Source organism: Streptomyces sp. NBC_00299 (assembly GCF_036173045.1).
In the GTDB taxonomy this organism is placed as follows: Bacteria; Actinomycetota; Actinomycetes; order Streptomycetales; family Streptomycetaceae; genus Streptomyces; species Streptomyces machairae.
The window spans coordinates 262,369-279,075 of sequence record NZ_CP108039.1 but is presented as its reverse complement, the minus strand read 5'-3'; the positions used below and the strand labels follow the sequence as shown (position 1 = coordinate 279,075).

Annotated in this window: 13 protein-coding genes and 2 pseudogenes; 4 read left to right on the top strand and 11 right to left on the bottom strand. The window is 69.8% G+C overall.

The features are described from left to right. Positions 1–11: 11 nt before the first annotated feature. Positions 12–1,250: a choice-of-anchor Q domain-containing protein gene (locus OHT51_RS01380; RefSeq protein WP_328877010.1), complete on the bottom strand. Its 1,239-nt coding sequence runs from the start codon at positions 1,248–1,250 to the stop codon at positions 12–14. A 988-nt stretch (positions 1,251–2,238) separates the two neighbouring features. On the opposite strand from OHT51_RS01380, the pseudogene OHT51_RS01375 reads away from it, so the two are divergent. Then, a pseudogene (locus OHT51_RS01375) lies at positions 2,239–2,809 on the top strand (transposase); the annotation flags it as partial. A 150-nt stretch (positions 2,810–2,959) separates the two neighbouring features. Here the strand turns inward: OHT51_RS01375 and OHT51_RS01370 are convergent. From OHT51_RS01370 to OHT51_RS01360, 3 genes are all read right to left on the bottom strand, one after another. After that, complete coding sequence (locus OHT51_RS01370) at positions 2,960–3,916, bottom strand: CU044_5270 family protein (RefSeq protein ID WP_328877009.1); 957 nt, start codon at positions 3,914–3,916, stop codon at positions 2,960–2,962. Next, a complete protein-coding gene (locus OHT51_RS01365) occupies positions 3,909–4,526 on the bottom strand; it encodes an RNA polymerase sigma factor (RefSeq protein WP_328877008.1) in 618 nt (205 codons plus the stop codon). The genes OHT51_RS01370 and OHT51_RS01365 overlap by 8 nt, the downstream gene beginning before the upstream one ends. A gap of 589 nt (positions 4,527–5,115) precedes the next feature. Continuing rightward, complete coding sequence (locus tag OHT51_RS01360; RefSeq protein ID WP_328877007.1) at positions 5,116–7,233, bottom strand: SpoIIE family protein phosphatase; 2,118 nt, start codon at positions 7,231–7,233, stop codon at positions 5,116–5,118. Between the two features lie 1,271 nt (positions 7,234–8,504). Between OHT51_RS01360 and OHT51_RS01355 the strand changes: the two genes are divergently transcribed. Beyond that, a complete protein-coding gene (locus OHT51_RS01355; protein WP_328430286.1) occupies positions 8,505–8,753 on the top strand; it encodes an SCO4226 family nickel-binding protein in 249 nt (82 codons plus the stop codon). 96 nt (positions 8,754–8,849) lie between these two features. Here the strand turns inward: OHT51_RS01355 and OHT51_RS01350 are convergent, their stop codons facing one another. From OHT51_RS01350 to OHT51_RS01325, 5 genes are all read right to left on the bottom strand, one after another. Continuing rightward, positions 8,850–9,155, bottom strand: a complete 306-nt coding sequence (locus OHT51_RS01350; protein ID WP_307072130.1) for a hypothetical protein — start codon at positions 9,153–9,155, stop codon at positions 8,850–8,852. A 413-nt stretch (positions 9,156–9,568) separates the two neighbouring features. Next, the gene (locus tag OHT51_RS01340; RefSeq protein ID WP_328877005.1) at positions 9,569–12,961 is read right to left on the bottom strand and encodes a hypothetical protein; all 3,393 of its coding nucleotides are present in this window, start codon (positions 12,959–12,961) and stop codon (positions 9,569–9,571) included. Next, positions 12,961–13,416, bottom strand: a complete 456-nt coding sequence (locus OHT51_RS01335) for a pilus assembly protein TadG-related protein (protein WP_328877004.1) — start codon at positions 13,414–13,416, stop codon at positions 12,961–12,963. The genes OHT51_RS01340 and OHT51_RS01335 overlap by 1 nt, the downstream gene beginning before the upstream one ends. A 113-nt stretch (positions 13,417–13,529) precedes the next feature. Then, on the bottom strand, positions 13,530–13,910 hold the full coding sequence (locus OHT51_RS01330; protein ID WP_328877003.1) for a roadblock/LC7 domain-containing protein: 381 nt from the start codon (positions 13,908–13,910) through the stop codon (positions 13,530–13,532). Continuing rightward, entirely contained in the window at positions 13,907–14,749 is an 843-nt protein-coding gene (locus OHT51_RS01325; RefSeq protein WP_328877002.1) for an ATP-binding protein, read from the bottom strand. Before OHT51_RS01325 ends, OHT51_RS01330 begins: the two co-directional genes overlap by 4 nt. Between OHT51_RS01325 and OHT51_RS01320 the strand changes: the two genes are divergently transcribed. Beyond that, positions 14,739–14,933 (top strand): hypothetical protein, encoded by a 195-nt coding sequence (locus OHT51_RS01320; protein ID WP_328877001.1) that lies wholly within the window; start codon positions 14,739–14,741, stop codon positions 14,931–14,933. The two genes, OHT51_RS01325 and OHT51_RS01320, sit on opposite strands and share 11 nt — an antisense overlap. A 156-nt stretch (positions 14,934–15,089) precedes the next feature. Here OHT51_RS01320 and OHT51_RS01315 read toward each other — a convergent pair. After that, positions 15,090–15,437 (bottom strand): annotated as a pseudogene (locus tag OHT51_RS01315) (nitrate- and nitrite sensing domain-containing protein); the annotation flags it as partial. A 297-nt stretch (positions 15,438–15,734) separates the two neighbouring features. Next, the gene (locus OHT51_RS43275) at positions 15,735–15,887 is read right to left on the bottom strand and encodes a DUF6207 family protein (protein ID WP_443052376.1); all 153 of its coding nucleotides are present in this window, start codon (positions 15,885–15,887) and stop codon (positions 15,735–15,737) included. 328 nt (positions 15,888–16,215) lie between these two features. On the opposite strand from OHT51_RS43275, the gene OHT51_RS01310 reads away from it, so the two are divergent. Next, positions 16,216–16,419, top strand: coding sequence for a cold-shock protein (locus OHT51_RS01310; protein ID WP_023586116.1), 204 nt, complete (start codon positions 16,216–16,218; stop codon positions 16,417–16,419). Positions 16,420–16,707 lie beyond the last annotated feature (288 nt).

Genomic DNA, 16,707 nt, shown 5'->3' with positions numbered 1-16,707 from the left:
GGGGCGCGGGGTCATGGCGTGCGCTCGTAGGCGCCGATGTCACAGGCGGCGCCCTGGGGGCGGGCGACGCCACGTTGATCGGTGGCCGGGCAGCCGTCGGCCGCGTCCAGGGCGAGGCTGCCGGGCAGCAGCGCCACGGTGTCCGTGGGGCCGCCGTTGTCCGCCAGCGGTCCGACCAGCGGGTCACGGCTCGGCAGATCACCCGCGGCGGTCAGCCGGCAGCTGCCGTCGCCGTCGATGTTGTGACCCAACGACGTGATGGTGGCGAAGGCCTTCTCGCAGTCGTCGGCGGCGCCGTCGACGGTGTTGCCCGCGACGACGGAGTTGCGCAGGGTCAGCCGCCCCAGCGGCAGATCGACGATGTCGGGGATCGGCCCGGGCAGGCTGTCCAGATAGGCCGGCGCGATGTTGATTCCGCCCCCGCCGTCGGTCGAACTGTTCCGGGTGATGGTCGAGTTGAGGATCCGCACGGTTCCCAGGCCGCGGATGTCGATGCCGCCGCCGTAGCCGCCGAGGCTGCCGGGGCGGTCGCCGGGGTCCGTCACCCGGTTGTCGGCGATCGTCGAGTTCGTCATGGTGCCGCTGTCGTCGAATCTGATGCCCCCGGCCTCTCCCGCGGTGTTCCCGCTGACCGTGCTCTCCATGAGATCCAGGTGGGAGTCCGGGACGTTGAAGATGCCGCCGCCATAACCGGCGGAGTTCCCGGTCACGGCCACCCGACGCAGCGTCAGGTGCCGTCCGTTGGCGATGCCGCCGCCACCGGTGTCGGTGAAGGGCAGTTCACGCTGCACGGCCCGTCCCCCGGTGATCGTCACATCGGACATGTGGGTGTCCGCCCGCAGGCGGAAGACCCGGTCCAGGCGGTTCGCGTCGATGACGGTGCTCCGCGCGCCGGTGCCCTGGATCGTGGTGGAGGCGTCGACGTTGAGGTCGCCCGTGGTCGGGTCGGGATGGTCGCCGATGATCAGCCGCGGGTCGGGCGGGATCGTGAGCCGGTAGCGGCCGGGAGGCAGCGTGATCGTACTGCCCGGCCGGGCGTTGGCGGCCATGACGGCGGCGCGCAGGCTGCACGTGCCCGACGCGGTGCGGCACCGGCCGTCCGACGGGTCGGCGTCCACCGCGTCGGAGGTGGTGTCCACGGTGAACTCCGTTGGGCCGGCGGCCCCGGGAGCGACGGCACTGGTGGCGGGATGCGCCGCACTGGCAAGGAGGACGGCGGCGAGCGCCGCCGGGATAGCACTGACCTTCATGGGTGAACCCCTCTCGGCGAGGCATGTGGGCGTACCAGGACTCGGCTGTTGCGAGGCTTGCGTGCTGGTGCGCAATGCGCGGCTCGTGCGGAGAACGTGGCGGGGTTGCGCTGGAGCGGCGACGCCGACCGAAGAGCAGAAGGTGAACCGGCGGAGCGGGAGAACAGGTCCGCGTCTGTAGGGAGCGTTCCATTCAGAGGCGGCGATGTCTACACGCCCGCAGGGAAAAGGCCGAGCGGATCGGTGCCGCCGGAAGTCAGCTCTGCGGCCTGGGGGACATGGGGTTGGCGACGGCGACCGGTTGCAGCCGGACGAGACCGTGTCAGATGTGAGGTCCGTTTCCTGCTGGCCCTACAGGCCGGTCGACGGCTCTCGCCGTATCAGTGCCCAGACGCACGGACCGGCGGATGCGCCGTGGACCCCGAAGCGTTCCGACAGCGCCTCCACCAGCCAGAAGCCCCGTCCGCCCTCGGTAACGCCGTTGTCCTCGGTTCCGGCCAGTGCTCGCCACATAGCCGTGTCGCAGACCTCGATCCACAGTCGTGACGGGCAGCGGGCGAGCCGCAGGGCCGCCTGGTGTGAGCCGCTGTGCCGGACGGCGCTGGTGACGAGCTCTTAGGCCGACGACGAGGAGGGGCTCCGCGTCGAGCGTCTGGTTCCTGATGGTGAGGCGGACGGTGTGGAGCAGCTCGGCCACGATGAACAGCAGCCCGGCCGGTATGAGGGCGATGAGCACCAGACGTACGGACGGCCGGTCCGGGTCGAAGAAGTTCGTGAATCAGGCCCACCAGACGGCGAAGAGTAGGACCCTCGTCTGCGCCGATGCCGATACCCACGCTGTAAATGCTGAGCGCAACGATACCTAACCTCGCGCTTTCATAAGCGTACTCGTGCATGCCTTGATCAAATAAGCGGAGAGTGCCTCTGACCTGCAACGATGGCACTTGTCCAGGGTCCTGTTGGCTGCACGGAAGGAAGCACTCTCCAGGTGAGCAAGCGCATCGGGTTGTACCCGCGTGTCCGCGTCGAGGGCGGTGGCAGAGGGACGATCTCGCAAGCCCAGAGGGTGCTGCTGGTCGAGACGGCCCGCAAGTCCGGACTGGACACCGCGCTATCGGCGGCACTGGCGCCGTGGCGCAAGCCGCGGGCAGTGCACGACCCGGGCAAGGGCCTGCTGGATGTCGCGCCGGAATCGCTCTGGGCGGGGACTGCCTCGCCGATGTCGCATGCTGCGGGCCGAGCCCGACGTGTTCGGCCCGGTGGCATCCGACCCCACTCACCGCGATCCGCACGGCACGAGCCGAAGTACGCACGCGGGTCCGGGAACTGGCCGGTGAAGACAGTCCGGCCGCCGACGGCAACATGACCGTGGACATCGACGGCGTGCTCGTCCTCGCGCACTCCGATAAACAGGACGCCACCCCAACGTGGAAGAAGACCTTCGGTCATCATCCGCTCGTCGCGTTCGTCGACCACGGCCAGGCCGGTTCCGGAGAGCCAGTGGCCGCCTTGCTGCGGCCCGGCAACGCAGCTCCAACACCGCGAGCGATCACATCACACCCAACTCACCCTGGCCCAACCCCGCCGGGTCGGCACGCCGAAAGGCTCACGAGCACTGGGCCACTTTCGCCAGGCAGTGTTGCGCCCCGGTACGGCCTTGAGCGCGGGCGGCGGGCGGGGCGGCCCACGGGCCGCCCCGCCCGGCCGGTTTAGGGCTTCTCGCCGTCCCGGTCGACGAGGGAGTGGGTCGTCTTCATCTCGCAGAATGTGACCTCGCGCTTCTTGCGCGAGGGCCCAGCCGACGAGCCGTCCTCATACTTCTCCTCGTAGTCGCGCACAGCGACCGACTGGTTCCCCTGGTACTGGAAAGTGTCGGGGTCGAGGAGGTACTCCCGGCGCTGAACGGCCTTGCTGCCCAGGTCCGGGTATATGGCGATGGCGTCATGCCCCAGGGGGTCCTTCACCAGGTGCGGGACCACCTCGATCCCGGGGTCCGCGGCCAGGGCCCGGTACAGCTTGGCCATCCCCTGCGGAGGCGCGGGATAGGCCTCGTCGAGGACCGCCAGGAGCGCGAAGGTCTCGAGCTGCACACCCGTCAAGCCGGTGTCCTTGCCCATGGGGAACATGTCCGCCGCCTGCTTCCGGATCTCGGCGGGGTCGTCCGGCAGCGAGGCGAGCAGGCGATACAGCCGCCGCTGCGAGGGCTCGTTGTCGCCGTCCTTGTCGTCCTCCCTCACGGGGCTGTCGTACTGGACCCACTCCTCGCTCACCTCGGGCTTGGCATCGGGCGACGCGTCCGACGCTCCGTGTCGGCACTGCGCGGTCTTCAGGTAGACCCGCTGGCCGTCGCGCGGATGCAGATCCGGCTGCTGCGACACCACTTCCGCCGCCTGCTCCAGGAGTGCCGTCGCGGACGTCAGGTCGGGCCCGGCAGGCTGCACGCCTCGCTCGGGTCCATCGCCACCGACGAGCATGGTCACCAGCACAGCGATGGTGATCACCGTCGCGGCGACCCCCGCAGCCGTCACGCGCCAGTCCAGCCGCATCCTGCGGGCAGAGCCCTGCTGCGCTGCTCCCAGCAGCTTCTGGCGGCCGGGAACCAGCCGCACCCGGTCCGGCGTCGACGCATCGGCGCGCAGCTCGTGCATCTTGGTCATGTCATCCATGGGTTACCGCCCCCTTGTGGTCGCTTACGAGGGTGGGGTCGGCGCCGAGCGCCGTACGCATCTTGCGCCGCGCCCGGCTCAGCCGGGAGCGGACCGTGCCGACCGGCACCCCGAGGGCGTCGGCACACTCCTGGTAAGTGAAGTCCGCCCAGGCGAACAGCAGCAGCACATGCCGGTCCTTCCCGGGCAAGGCCGCGATCGCCCCGGCCAGCGCCTGCTGCGAAGCCTCGGCCGTCACCCGCTCGTCGGCCCGTTCCGACCAGGACTCGGCCACCGGGTCGACGCCGGTACGGGCCAGCGCCCGCAGCGCCCGCACTTCGGAGCGGCGGTGGCTGCCGATGAGGTTGCCGGCGATGCCGTAGAGCCACGGCCGGGCACTGGCGCGCGCGACGTCGTAGCGGGCGCGGTTGCGGAAGGCGATGAGGAAGGTCTGCGCCGTGATGTCGTCGGCGTGACTGTCGCCCAGCCGGCGCATCACGTACCGGTGGATCTCGGCGGCGTGTCTGTCGTAAAGCCTGGCGAATACCTCCGGCCGCTCCAGGGATTCCTGGATGACCAGCGCGTCGTCGGTGGGTGGATCCCCCCACGAGGCCCTCGCTTCTTCGTGCAATAGGAGTGGAGTGCATTCCACCCCCTGTTGTCCGAAGCGGCCACGAGGGTTCACGCGCAGGTGTTGAACCGCTCGCACGGAGATGCGCCAGTTCATGTGCCCGGACAGCCCAATCGCGGCCCGGGGGCGCGCGTCCGCCAAGCGCGCGCCGTCGGGAGGCGCCCTGGCAGGGCGTTCCGGCTAGGCCCACACCCGTCAGGTGGCTGCGGACCTTCGGGGAGGTCGTGCGACCTGGGCACTCACGTCGAGGAGACGCGGCTGGAGCCACTGCTCGCGCTGCGCACGGCCCATGCGGCCGCAGTACTCCGCACTTACGCCCACCCCAGCCGGGAGGAGGCGCTCAAGGGTTCGGCCGGGCGGCGATGCTCATGGTGAGCCACGTCCTGCGGGCCGACAGCCGTAAGGTGACCACAACGTCGGTCAGGTCGAGTGGGGGCAGCATCGGCCGGATGACGGTGATTTCGTTGGTCTTGCCGCCCCCGCTGCAAACAAGCACCGTCCCAGCCAGGCGAGCGTCCGCTTTGCCACCCAAACGGCGCGGGACCACGAGAACGGGGCACTGCCGGAGACGGTGCCCCCACCCGGGTGGCTAGCGGCGGCGGTGTGCTTGATCTGGCGTGCTGCGCCCTGCGCGGGCGATCAGCAGGGCCACGTCGTCGTGGTTGTCGGGGTGCCGAAGGTCATGAAGGAGCCGGTCGCAGGTCTCTTCCAACAGGGAGTCGGGCGCGTCGAGGAGGCGCAGGAGGACATCGAGGCGTTCGTCGATGGGCTGGTGGCGGGTCTCGACGAGTCCGTCGGTGTACAGGACCAGCCGGTCGTCGGCGGCGAAGCGCACGGTGGTGGTTTCGAAGGGGATACCGCCGACGCCGAGGGGAGTGCCGGTGGGTAGCTCAAGCAATTGGGGGTGCCTGCCGTGGCGGATGAGGACAGGGGGCAGGTGGCCGGCGTTGGCGATGCGGCACTCGCCGCGGTGAGGGTCGTAGGCGGCGTAGATGCAGGTGGCGATGTAATGCTCCAGCTCGGAGGTGATCGCGTCGAGGTGCTCAAGGACCTGGGCGGGGTCGAGGTCCAGGCGGGCGAAGGCGGTGGTGGCGGTGCGCAGGCGGCCCATGGTGGCAGCGGCATCGATGCCGCTGCCCATGACGTCGCCCACGACGAGGGCGGTCTTGTCACCGCCGAGCGGGAGGACGTCGTACCAGTCGCCGCCGATCTCGTAGGCGGCCTGTGCCGGTAGGTAGCGGGAGGCGACCTGCAGGCCGGGCAGGTGGGGCGGGTGCTCGGGGAGCAGGCTGCGCTGCAGGGTTTCGGCGGCGTTGCGCACGCTCTGATGCGTGCGAGCGTTGTCGATGCACACCGCGGCGCGGAAGGCCAGTTCGGTCGCGATGGCGAGGTCGTCCTCGTCGAAAGGCCGCGGATCGCGGGCGCGGCTCAGCCCCAGGAAGCCGAGGACGGTGCCGCGTGCGCTGAGCGGAACCGCCATGTAGGAGTGCACTCCGGCGCGGGCCAGCAGCGTGGCGGCGTACTCGTCTCGGGCGATGCGCGTCAGGTCGTTTCCGTCGGCGTGGCGGATCAGGACGGGCCGCCCGGTGCGCACACACCGGGTGGCGAAGCGGTCGGCGTCGTAGGCGGTGATGTGGCCGGGCGGATCGGCGGCGTGGACGGCGTCGGTGGGGTAGGCGGCCTTCAACGCGAGAGCACGGAAGAGCGCCGGGCCGTCTCCGGTGGCGGGGCGGTGCTGGTCGACCACGGAGTCGAGCACGTCGACGGCGGCCAGGTCGGCGAAGTCGGGAACGGTGACCTCGGCCAATTCCCGGGCGGTCTGATCGATCTCCAGGGTGGTGCCGATGCGGGCGGAGCCGTCGGCGATCAGGGCCAGGCGGCGCCGCGTCTCGGTGGCTTCCATGGCCGCCTGGTACCGCTCGGTGACCTCCACCACGATGTCGGCCACCCCGAGAACGCGTCCTTGGGGGTCATCCAGCCGGTACAACGAGATCGACCAGGCGTGCTGGTGTCCCGGGTCCGCCGGGGTGCGGCCGACGATGGTGGACTGGTCGACCAGGGGTATCCCGGTCGTGAGGACCTGCCGCATCGCGGCCTCGGGCACCTCGAACTTCGTGGCCTTCATGATCTCGCGGTACCGGTGGCCGAGGTGCTGTGCCGCAGGTATGCCGTGCATGCGCTCCAAGGCGGGGTTGACGGCCACGTACCGGAGGTCGGTGTCGAGGATCGCGATCCCGATGGGGGACTGGAAGATCAGCCGGGTGGACAGGGCGACGTCCCGCTCCACCTCGCGCAGCATGGGCGAGTCGGCGCCGAGTCCGAGGGCGTAGAAGTCGCCGCGGTCGTCCAGCAGCCGCGTGTTGCGCAGCTCCACCAGCCGGGTGCTGCCGTCCTTGCATCGGATGGGGAACGTGCCGCCCCAGCTCTGGCCGGTCTCCATGACTTCGGCGAACTTCTTGATCACCCAGTCCCAGTGCTCTTCGTGCACCAGCAGCCGCGCAGCGTACTGCCCGAGCGCCTCCTGGGCGCTGTAGCCGTACAGCTCCTCGGCCTGCGGACTCCACAGGACGACCCGTCCGTCGGCGTCAATCAGCACGGCCGCGACACCAAGGAGGTCCATCAGGCCGCTTGGCTGCGACGGCCCGCTGTCTGGCCGGCCGATGTCCGCCCAGCCGGGGTCGGCGGGAGGCCGGTCGGCTTCGCTCATCGCAGGCATTCCTTCCGCCGGCCGGCGCTACGTGGGCGCGGCGTCGGTCTGACTGGAGCGGGGCCTGTTCGGGTCTGCAGGCGCTTCAGCTTCTATGGTCCCCCCGGACCCCAGCCAACACACCCCCTCCTCACCGTTCTGCTCGGGCAGAAGGGTCGATGTCACCGTGTAGACAGTCGTCGAGCACCGGCTCGCTGTCCGCCAGGAACGACTCGGCGTGCGTTTTCGGCGACGGGCTGTTCGGGGGCGACCCTCTCCCGTATGCGGCCTGTGCCGCTGTCGCGTCAGGAATAGGGTGCCGGGCTGATCTGGTAGCCACGGCGGCTTCCCTCGAGGCGCTGAGGCGCCTGCGCCCGGCTGGATATTCCGCGTGGTCGTTTCCGCCGTACCTCCCGCTTCCCTCACGCCGCGGGCAGGCCGCATGGACCGTACGGCAGGGCCAGACCGTCCGTTGTAACACCCGGCCACGAACGGTCCCACGGTAGGCGGGTCAGGTCTCGATCACGGCATCGCAGTCGGGGCAGACCACGGACGCGTACTTCGCGGGGTACCAGGGCGCCCCGGGGCGCTCGGCGGGCTTCCCACGGGGCGTTTCCATGGCGAAGGTGTCCTGCCGCAGAGGGTTCGCGGTCCCGTGGCGGCCGGCTCTCCCGGGGCGGTGGGCGCGGCGTGCACCCTGCGGACGGGTCGTTGTTCATCACCCGGTGTATCCGGGGAGGACCGTGCGGTCACCGGCTTGCCGAGCTCGTAGACCACGACCATGTCGCTCATGGCTCTACCGTAGGGCGCCCGGGGGCGAACCGCCCGCAGCCTCGCGCCGGATGGCTGTCATCGGCTGGCGGGCGCTCGGCGACGTCCGGGCGGCCTGCGGCCAGGGCCCGGACCGGCTCGGAGGCCGGGCCGAGCAGCACCACCAGGTCGCGGTCGGCGTAGGTCCGCAAGACCGGCCAGGACACGACTGGAAGGCCGGCACCGGCCTCGGCTGCGCGGCAGACAACACACAGGCACAGCCGCGCCCACCCGGCCGTGTTCTGCGCGAGCAGCGTCCCGCGAATGCAGGACGTCGGGCAGGCGTACTCGGGATTGACCAGAACCTTGCCTGGCGCCAGCAGGGCGGTGTGTGCGCCGAGGCCTTTGCCGGGCCCAGCCTTCTGTGCCTGGCCCTTCTGTGCCTGGTTCTGCCCTGCTCACTGTGCCGTTGGTCCCCGACGGGCGCAGCATAGAGGGAGAGCAGGTGAACGCACCCCGGCCAGCGGAAGGAGGTGCGAGGCATGCCTCAGTTCATGGACGTGCACCACAACATGAAGGGCGTCACCGCCGACCAGCTCAGGGAGGCCCACAACGCGGACCTTGCCATAGAGGAGGACGAGCGCGTGCACTTCGAACGGGCGTGGGCCGACCCCGAGTCGGGTCTTGTCTACTGCCTCTCCGAGGCACCCTCGGCAGAAGCGGTCCAGCGCATCCACGAGCGCGCCGGCCACAAGGCCGACGAGGTCCATCCGGTCCCCCTGTCGATCTGAAAACCCACAACGGCCCTCCGGCCGCAGACGGCGGTCGGAGGCCCGCCATGCCTGACGAGGCATCGCTGACGAGGCCCCTTGCGTGGAAGGTGTACCTCAGGAGCTGGCGCCGCTGACCCCGGGGGCGACGAAGCGCCGGTGCAGGGGGTAGAACTTCGGTTCGGGGTCGCTTTGCACGCCCAGTTCGCCCTTGAGTACGGGGGCGATTCTGGCCTCGATGAACCGGTTGAAGTGGTCCTCCGACTCCCAGATGTCCATCACGTTGAGGCCGCCGTGGACGAACCAGGCGGCGTGCAGCACGCACCCGTCCGGTGCGTCTTCTTCCCAGCGCACCCTCTGGCGCACCGCGTCGTACACGTCGGGTGTGATCTCGGGCCAGGAAAAGGTCATCACGACTGCCATGGAGTTTCCCTTTCGACCGCCTGGACACGCCGCGGCCGGACGGCCCGCGGCATAGCACTGCGAAGCTAAGCCGCGGGTATCGCCGGTGCACTCCGGGGCGTCCATCCGAGAATGGTGCGTGTCCGCGCGCAGAACGGGTCACCCCTCTCGGCCAAGCTGTCCAATTCCTCCTGGACCGGCCGGACACCGGCGTGCGAGAAGGCGGGGCCTCCGCCAGGCCGAGCGTACGCCTCCATCTCGCGATCGGTCGCGGGCAGTCACGCGACCGCCCACTGCAACCCGAGTTCGGCGAGTGCGGTGAGTTGTTCGGTGCTGAGTTTGACGCGCCTCGCTTTCGCGTTGGAGAGGAAGACTCCGAGCTTCACGTCGCCTCCCACGCACGGTGACGGGATGTAGCCTCGGCCCAGTTCCGCCTAGAGGACCTTGCGCACCGCCCCTGAGCCGTTGAGGAGCTCGTGGATGAGGGCCTCGGTCTCCGTCTCCAGTGAGCAGTCCAAGGATCGGTTCACCTGTTGCACCCGGGTGATGGCGGTATGCAGACCCTGCCGGTTCCCGGCCGCATGCTCGATCCGGAGCCAGTCCCGGTACAACAGCTCTGCTGTGGGGTCGACGTCCAGGCCGGTCGCGACGGCCTGTCGGGCCGCGCTGAGGTCGTGGTGCGGACCAGCGGGCGTGCGGTGCGCGGCCACGGAGTGCGCGACGTCGATGATCCGCGTGATCATTTCCTGGTGGTCCGGCTCGACCCAGGGCAGGGGTTTGCCCCCGAACGGCCGGCCGCGTACCAGGCCGAGGGCCTTCTCCAGATCGGGTAGGCCGGAGGGGCCCAGTGGCAGGGCGTGTTCGACGAGTTGCAGGAAACAGATCCAGTCGCAGCGCACACTGGGGGAGAGCCGGTACGGATCTTCGCCGGAGCTGCGGCGAGGCACGTAGGGATCGCCGGTGGGATCGCTGCCAAGACAGCGACGCAGACCCCCTATCCGGGCGTTGAGGGTGCTCACCGACCAGGGATTGACGGGATCCATGTCGGAGCACAGCACGTCGGCGCTGCGGCCAGGCTTAAACAGCAGCAGGGCGGCGAGCTGCGCTATCCGCGGGCCGTGGCCGGTGCTGTCCACGCCGGTCACCTCGACCGGGCCCAGGACTCGGATCTCCGGCGCGTGCAGGGCATGCGCCTCGGACTTCTCCACCCCCTCGTGGTCCTCGACCAAGTCCTCGGTGGCGTCCGCCTCTGCGACCTCTGCAGCGACCGTGGACTGCGGGGCCGCCGCGACTGCTGCTTCGGTGTCTGGGCCGGGCTCGTCGTGGCCCTGCGCCGGAACGACGGCGCTAGGCAGCAGACGCAGCCCGGACGGATCCGTGGTGGCGGCGACCAGGGCCGGGAACGCCTCGCTGCTTACGTCCGGTGCCGTTGCCGACGAAGGGCTCGCCGGCGCGATGAGGTCCTCCGATACGGGCGGTTGCGGCTGCGTAGTCTTGTCGGGCTCGTCCGGGACGTCCTGCCAGGGGCCCTCGGCCGGGTGGGGTGGCTGCCCGGACACCTTCAGCGCGGCGGTGATCTGCAGGTAGGCGGCGTGCTCCAGGCGCTGCACGGTGATGTCGATGCCGGCGTGGTCGAGGTGCTGCCGCTCGCTGACGGACGCGTGGAGGAGTCCCGCCTCGGGGAAATGGGCGGCCGCCGAGCTTGCCGGGGCGACGAGCGTGACGGGCACCGTACCGGACCTGCTGATCACATCGGCGAACTGCCAGGCCGTGTCTGCGTCCAGGGGGGATGCGCACAGCAGCAGGTACGGCTGATGCTGAGTCTCGGGCATCTGGTGTGTTTCCAGCAGCCGTTCGGACAGATCGCGCAGCGCGTGCTCGGCCTGCCGCATGTGGGCGATCCGCGCGGTGGGCAGCAACTGCGGCAAGTCGTCACCGAATCCGATCGCGACGACCTCGACCTCGTTCGCCCACGGGCTTATCCCGAGCTCCAGGGCGAGGGAGGTGCACAGTTCGGTGATGTGGACCGGGTTGCCGTCCAGCAGCAGCGCGGGCAACTGCGCGAGGTTGAGCAGCAGCAGATCACCCGCTTCGGTGCTGCCGATCGTGACCAAGCCTGGATACGGTGCTGGCACCTCACGGGCGGATGCCTCGTCCAAGAACTCAGCATCAGAAGGCAGGACCCACCAGCCCCCCGGTCCGGAGACGAACGGCGCCTGCGGCTCTTGGGACACATCCTCGGGCAGCACCTCCATCGCGCGGGCCCCGATCCGTGCGGCCCGCAGCAGCGGCAGACTGCCGATGATCTCTGGGCGAGCGAGCTGGTGGGCGAGAGTCCGCAGCGCAAGGTCCAAGCGGGCGGCTCCGCCGGGCTCGGCGGCCGCCGCCAACTGGGCCTCCGCCGTGGATGTCTCGGGCGAGATGGCGATTGTCTCGCCGGGTCTGCGGGGGCGTCGCTGCAGCGTCCGGCGCAGGGCGAGGGCACCGGTGACGGCGGCGGCCAGCAGCGCCCCGGCGCCGAGAACAGTGCGCCAGTTCAGCGGGCTGCTGGCCGGAGCCGTCGGCGGTGCCTCGGACGCCGAGGGGCCGGAGGACGAGGCAGCGGAGCCAGTTGACTCGGCCGAGGGCGAGACGGCGGAGGCCGAGGCGGTGGGCCCGGGTGTCGCAGGGGCCTGATCCTGGTCGGGCCGTTCGGCAGTGCGGATTGCCGATGCGCTGGGGGCCGGCGCCTGCGGAGCAGGTGTTGCCGTGTGGCTGGGCGCGGGCGCTCGCTCATCTCCCGTGCCCTCGCCCGGGTTCTGCTCGCTGTCGGGCTTCTGGCCGGCCGGGGGAGTGGTCTCGATGCGTCCCGACTCACCGCCCGACTCGCGGTCCGGGGGCGGCTGTTCGGGCTGGGTGCCGGGCACAGTGACCTGCTGCCCGGGGCGGATCAGGTCCGGGTCGGTGATAGCGGGCAGGCCGTCCGGCTGCGGCTTGCCGCGGCTGGCGTCGTAAAGCCGAGGCCAGTCGTTGCCGTCGCCGAGCTCCTCCTCGGCGATCTTCGACAGGTAGTCGCCGGACTGGACCGTGACGGTGTGCTCGCTCTTCTCGTCACCGACAGGCGCGGCGCTTGCACCCAGCTGCGTGCGGAGGCCTCCCGCGGCCTCCCCGGCATCGGGCATCTGCAGCTGCCAGCCCGGCTGCAGAAAGCTGTTCGCGCGGAAGACTTGGCCGTCGACCATGGTCCGGCCCTCGTTCAGGTCGGCGATCTCCCGCCACCGTTCGCCGTCCCCCAACTGCCGCTCGGCGATGGCCCACAGGCTTTCCGCCGGCCGCGTCTCGCGCACCGTGTATGCACGGTGCCTGGTGCCAGCGCGCGTCGCGTCTTGGTCGGCGTCGGCCGCCTGCGGGGCGTGGCTCTGGCCGGGCAGGCGGGCCGAGGCGGCGGAGGGTGCTGCGTGGGCGTCGGAGGCGAGGGCCGAGCTCGTGGGTAGCAGGACCAGGATGCTGCCGATCAGGAGCGCAGCGGCGCGCTGTGAGTTGCCCAGTCCGTGAGGAGCGTGCCAGGTCCTTCCGCGTAGCTGTGCGATGAGCTCGCGGATGGCGCAGAACGTGAATTGTGCCCACCCGATCCAGCCCACTGCGATGAGCAGGAGCAGGAACGCGGCGCCGGTGTCCTGGGGGTCCAGCAGGTGTGTGAGGTCGTCGTGGCTGGATGCCCAGATGGCCGGTGTGGCCCATGCCAGCAGCAGGGGGAGCCCGGCGACCGCGCCGGCCAGGACGAGCAGGCTCAAGCCGGCCCTGAGGGCGCGGCCGGCTGCGGCGGCGGGGGAGTGGGTGGTGCGCATCAGCTTCCTTCTTCTGGAGCAGTGACGCCGTACAGGAGGGTGGCCTCGCCGTGGCCGGCCACCGTGAGCGAGCCGATCCCGACGACGGACAGGAACTTGGTGTCGTAGGCGTCGTTGACGGTCACGGTGAGGCTCTTGCCGTCCCCGGAGACGCTGACGGTGCCGGTGGCGCCGACCGAGCTGAGGTAGGAGCGCGCGGCGGCGACCGCATCTGCCGGGTCCACGACCACGGCTTCGCCACTGATCGCCTTGGCGGGATCGATGGCCTGTCCGCCTGCCCGGGCGGCTTCCGCGGCGATGAAGTCGGCGCGTTCCACCGCGCGCATCTTGCTGCCGCCGTCGACCGCGACGCCGATGATGCCGATCAGCGCGACCACGCACACCGCGACGAACACCGTGATGCCACCGCGGTCGTCGAACCGTGCCCGCTCGCCCAGCCGATGGGAGACGAACACATCGGTGCGCGCGGACGTTGGAGATCTGTCGCGGATGGGCGGTCCTGAGACGCAGGTAGCCGAAGCGCGGCGCAACTATCCCGCGGCCAGGGGCGCAGAATTGAGTTCGCGTATCAACTGCGGGTGAGCAGTTCGCCGGCGCGGTCGGCGAGGACGGCCATTTCGTAGCCGACCAGGCCGACGTCGCATCCCTCGGCGGCGAGGACGCCGAGACAGCTGCCGTCGCGGATGCGACCGACCATGAGGAAGCCTCCGAGCATTTCGATCATGACGAGCTTCATGCCATGGAAGCCGTGTGTCGTCGCCGCGTTCTGGGCGAGGCTGGTGATGCCGGAGACGACGGCGGCCAGGTGGTCGGCCCGATCTCGGCCAAGGCTGTCCGAGGCGGCCATGAGCAGGCCGTCGGAGGAGACGGCGACAGCGTCGGTGACGCCGTCGGTGGTACGTGCGAACTCCGAGATGAGCCAGCCGAAACTCTGGACGGCGGTAGTCACGATGACACTCCTTGTGTGCTTCGGGCCTCGGCACGGGCGACACCTGCTCGGAAGCCGTTGAGGAGGGTGGAGACAGCAGGTTTGGCGGGCGGGGGTGTGGTGGAGGGGTCCTGTGCGGGGGCGAGCAGCCGGCCGGGAAGGACAAGGAGTGCGGACAGGCCGCCGCCGGTGGTGTCGAAGAGGTGGACTTGCGCGCCTTCACCGAGGCGGTGGGCGAGCCGGCCGACGACGAGGTGACCGAGGAACCGGGTGGGTGCGGCGAGGAAAGCCTCCTCACCGGAGTCGGAGAGGCGGGCGTTGGCGCGTTCCTTGTCGGCTTCGGACATGCCGACGCCGTGGTCGACGACGGCGAAGCTGTACGTGTCGTCCTCAGCGTCGTACCAGCCGTGCACCTCGACCGGTTCGGTCGGTGGCGAGAAGATCAACCCGTTCTCGATGAGTTCGGCGAGGAGGTGGGCGACATCGGCGACGGCGTGCCCGCGCACCCGCACCGGCTCCACGGTCGCGATCAGGACCCGACGGTACTGCTCCACCTCGGCGACGGCGGCCTGGACGACCTCCAGGCTGTCGGAAGGTGCTGCCGTGGGCCGCGGCGGATTCTGCCCGGCAAGGACCAGCAGGCTTTCGGCATTGCGCCGCATACGGGTGGCGAGGTGGTCGAGCTCGAAGAGCTCGGCGAGGGCGTCCGGGTCGAGTTCCTGCCGTTCCAGGCGGGTGATGAGGCTGAGCTGACGACGCACGAGGTTCTGGTTTCGGCGGCCGAGATTGGCGAGCGATTCGGTGGTGTTGCGGCGCAGGCCGGCCTGCTGGGCGGCCAGATGGAGGGCGGTGTGTTCCACCTGTTGCAGGGACGCGGCGACCTCCGCGATCTCCGCCGCACCGCCCAGCAGCCGTGAACCTGAGTGGCTCGACGTGGTCCTGCGGGGACTGCTGGATACGGGCGACGGTTGTGGGCAGCCGGTGCCGCGCCACGTCGTGGGCGGCCTCGGCGAGCGCGCCGAGCGGGCGCGTGAGGGAACGTGAGGCGAAGGCGGCGAGGGCGGCCATGAGCGTTCCCGCGACGAGATAGGCGGCGAGGCCCAGCTTGGCGTGGCGGCTGAGCCGGTCGGCCCGGTCCCGTACGTCGTCGCCGACCGACCGCTGGACGGCGTACAGATCGTCGACGAGTACGGTCATCGCGTCCCACCAGGTGCCGGCGTCGGCGCGCAGGGCGGAGCCGTCGGCGGTGCCTTCCGCTTGATTCTCGTAGGCGGTGGCGCGTTCGGCGTCCTCGGTGCCGAAGGCGTTCTCCAGGGCAGCGCGCTGGGGCGTGGTGGCGACCTGCCGGAAGCGGGCGAGGGCGGCGACGCGCGTGGCGCGCACCTCGGTGAATGCGAGGTACTCGCGGCCGTGGAAGGCACCCTCGGCGAACACGCCGTTGAGGAGCCCGCGTTCGAGAGCTACAGACTCCTTGGCCGCAGCCAGTTCCCGCAACGCCGCCGGGCTGTCGCTCAGTTGACGATCGGCGCGCGTCGCGGTCTCCGCCACCGGGTCGACGGCGTTGAGAGCGTTGACGGCGGTGGTGTAGGTCGCCCACGCAGTCTGTAACAAAGCCTCCTGCCGGGTTGCCCACCGCTGCGGTTACCTTCCCGAGGGCACGCTGCGCGACTCACATCGCTTCGGCGACGGCGCGTACCACGATGAGCACCTGCACGCCCGCCTGGCCACAGACGCAGGACCGGCCGATCCCACGGAGTGGGCGACTGCCTAGGTGCGGTCGCTCTCCGGGCGGCGTTCTTGTGTTCGAGTCCGGCGTACAGCCGACGCCGCGCGGTACACGGCGTGCTATTGGGTGGGTGTTTGTTGCCAATCCAGGAAGCAGTGCAGCCGGACGCCCGGCTCGCCAGGGTCCCGGGTCGTACGGTCCGCCGCACCGAGCCGTTCGCTCGCGTTCGGCGGATTCACTGCTTCCTGTACGGTCTCGGCGAGCTTGTCCATAAGGGCGCCTGCCTGCATTTCCCGAAAATACTGCACGCCGAGTGAATCAATATCTGTTCCCGTGAGGTGAGGGTTTGACGGACCGTGAAGTGAGCGTTTTTGCCGCGATAAGCTAAGTGGCATCATGTAACGAGCGCAGGCAGTTCCGGCGTGCTACTGTCGATCTCAGTTGCAGTTGTGGTTCCCAAAACTTCAAGTGCCCCCACTCGTCTCCTGTCGGTGGGAGCGCTTTTGTATTTCCGGTCATTTCCCGGGCGGGGTAATCATCGCGGCGACATGGCGTCCGCGCAGTGCGGATTCCGATGTACTGCCCCAAAGGAGATATGACATGGCTGCTGGTACCGTGAAGTGGTTCAATGCGGAAAAGGGCTTCGGCTTCATCGAGCAGGACGGTGGCGGCGCTGACGTGTTCGCCCACTACTCGAACATTGCCGCGCAGGGCTTTCGTGAGCTGCTCGAGGGTCAGAAGGTGACCTTCGACATCGCGCAGGGTCAGAAGGGCCCGACGGCCGAGAACATCGTTCCGGCCTGACGCTGACGCACATTTTGTAGCTGGGGCCCGCATCCTTCGGGGTGCGGGCCCCAGCTGCACGCATCTCTCGCAGCGGTTTCGCGTGTCGACGCGGAGGAATCCGCGGTCCCGCCACACGCGGCTTCTCCTTCAGGGATGCAGGCGCATCCTGAAGAGTTACACCGCAGTCGACGCCCGGATCTCAAGGTCTCCATAGCGCCACCCGTTTCAGCACCTGCGCCCCGGAGATTTCCGCCGGCCAGATCTGCTTTCTTTGCCACCGGTCCATACCTGTAATTCTCCATGCCG

Bases quoted from the DNA above. Each gene is read 5' to 3' on its own strand.
- OHT51_RS01360 (WP_328877007.1), bottom strand. From the start codon at position 7,233: ATGAGCGAAGCCGACCGGCCTCCCGCCGACCCCGGCTGGGCGGACATC.
- OHT51_RS01370 (WP_328877009.1), bottom strand. From the start codon at position 3,916: ATGGATGACATGACCAAGATGCACGAGCTGCGCGCCGATGCGTCGACG.
- OHT51_RS01380 (WP_328877010.1), bottom strand. From the start codon at position 1,250: ATGAAGGTCAGTGCTATCCCGGCGGCGCTCGCCGCCGTCCTCCTTGCC.
- OHT51_RS01340 (WP_328877005.1), bottom strand. From the start codon at position 12,961: ATGCGCACCACCCACTCCCCCGCCGCCGCAGCCGGCCGCGCCCTCAGG.
- OHT51_RS01310 (WP_023586116.1), top strand. From the start codon at position 16,216: ATGGCTGCTGGTACCGTGAAGTGGTTCAATGCGGAAAAGGGCTTCGGC.
- OHT51_RS43275 (WP_443052376.1), bottom strand. From the start codon at position 15,887: ATGGACAAGCTCGCCGAGACCGTACAGGAAGCAGTGAATCCGCCGAAC.
- OHT51_RS01355 (WP_328430286.1), top strand. From the start codon at position 8,505: ATGCCTCAGTTCATGGACGTGCACCACAACATGAAGGGCGTCACCGCC.
- OHT51_RS01350 (WP_307072130.1), bottom strand. From the start codon at position 9,155: ATGGCAGTCGTGATGACCTTTTCCTGGCCCGAGATCACACCCGACGTG.